We start from the raw sequence: 2,008 nt of genomic DNA, 5'->3' as shown, positions 1-2,008 counted from the left end.
GCACCGAGGTGACCGTCCGGGCGGAAGGCGCGCTGGCCGAACTACGCGACCGGCTCGCCGAGCCGGGCCTGCACACGGCCGTCCCGGTGCCGGCGGGGATCACCGCGACGCTCCGCGACTACCAGCACCGCGGGCTGAGCTGGCTGGCCGCCATGACCGGGCTGGGGCTGGGCGCCGTCCTCGCCGACGACATGGGGCTCGGCAAGACCCTCACGCTGATCGCGCTGCACCTGCACCGCGCCGAGACCGGGCACGGCGGGCCGACCCTCGTGGTGTGCCCGGCGTCGCTGCTCGGCACCTGGGAGCGGGAGATCCGCAGGTTCGCCCCCGGCGAGCAGGTCGTCCGCTACCACGGGACACGCCGCGACCTGCCCGGCACCGGATTCGTGCTCACCACCTACGCGACGATGCGGCTCGACTCGGCGGCACTCGCCCGGCACGACTGGGGGATGGTCGTCGCGGACGAGGCGCAGGCCGTCAAGAACCGGCTGTCGGGCACCGCGAAGGAGCTGCGGACGATCCCCGCTCGGGCACGGGTCGCGCTGACGGGCACCCCCGTGGAGAACGACCTGTCCGAACTGTGGGCGATCCTCGACTGGACGACCCCCGGGCTGCTCGGCACGGCAGGCGAGTTCCGCAACCGGTGGGCACGGCCCGTCGAGGCGGGCGACGCCGACGTCGCGGCCCGGCTGACCCGGCTGCTCGGCCCGTTCCTGCTGCGCCGCCGCAAAAGCGACCCCGGCATCGCGCCCGAACTGCCCGCCAAGACCGAGTCCGACGCGCCCGCCGCGCTCACCGCCGAGCAGGCGTCCCTGTACGCGGCGACCGTCACCGAGCTGATGGCGCGGATCCGCGACGCCGACGGGATCGGCCGGCGCGGCTCGATCGTAAAGCTGTTGACCGGTCTGAAGCAGATCTGCAACCATCCCGCGCAGTACCTCAAGGAGGACGCTCCCGTCCTCGCCGGGCGTTCGGGCAAGCTCGACCTGCTCGATGAACTGCTGGACACCGTGCTGGCCGGGGACGGCGCCGTCCTGGTGTTCACACAGTACGTCGCGATGGGACGGCTGCTGGAATCGCATCTGGCGGCGCGCGGCATCCCCACCCTCTTCCTGCACGGCGGCACACCGGTCGCCGAACGGGAGTCGATGGTGGCGCGGTTCCAGGACGGTGAGGTACCGGTGTTCCTGCTGTCGCTGAAAGCGGCCGGGACGGGCCTGACCCTCACCCGCGCCGACCATGTCGTCCACTACGACCGGTGGTGGAACCCGGCCGTCGAGGACCAGGCCACCGACCGTGCCTACCGGATCGGGCAGACCAGGCCCGTCCAGGTGCACCGGTTGATCGCCGAGGGCACCGTCGAGGACCGGATCGCGGCACTGCTGGCGGCCAAACGCGACCTCGCCGACCGGGTGCTGGCCTCCGGGGAGCACGCACTGACCGAACTGTCCGACGACGACCTCGCCGACCTCGTGGAGCTGCGATGACCGCCGACCTGCCCGCCAGGGGCTTTCCCGCCTTCCCCGCGCAGCGCCGCGGCAAGGCGTTCGCCGCCACCTGGTGGGGGCGCGCCTGGATCCGCGCGATCGAGGAGACGGTCCTGGACGGCGCCCTCACCCAGAAAGGGCGCGCCTACGCCAAACGCGGGCTGCTCGGGCCGGTGTCGCTGTCGCCCGGACTGATCACGGCGGCGGCCGAGGAGCACCGTCCGGTCGTCAGGGTGCCGCTGCTGGACGACACGGGATGGGCGGAGTTCACCGACGCCGTCACCGCGCGAGCCGGGCATCTGACGGCCCTGCTGTCGGGGGTGCTGCCCGAGGAGCTCGGCGCGGGCTCGCCGCTGCTGCCGTGGACGCTGGAGTTCGACTGCGACTGCGGCGGCTGGGAGTGCCGGCACGCGCTGGCGCTGGCCTACCAGACGGCGTGGCTGCTGGACGACGACCCGTTCCTGCTGCTGCTCCTGCGCGGCCGCGCACCGGGATCACTGGCCGCCCGTCCGGCGGGCGAG

Annotated in this window: 1 protein-coding gene and 1 pseudogene; both read left to right on the top strand. The window is 73.4% G+C overall.

Features of this window, described 5'->3' with window-relative positions; all coding sequences use genetic code 11:
* Window positions 1–1,487 (top strand): DEAD/DEAH box helicase (locus ACYVE7_RS33145; protein ID WP_460370417.1); only part of this gene is annotated, 1,487 nt, incomplete at its 5' end.
* Window positions 1,484–2,008: pseudogene (locus tag ACYVE7_RS33140) on the top strand (SWIM zinc finger family protein); the annotation flags it as partial. The gene ACYVE7_RS33145 and the pseudogene ACYVE7_RS33140, both read left to right, overlap by 4 nt.

Source organism: Actinocorallia lasiicapitis, assembly GCF_054778695.1.
This window is presented reverse-complemented; position numbering and strand designations above follow the sequence as displayed.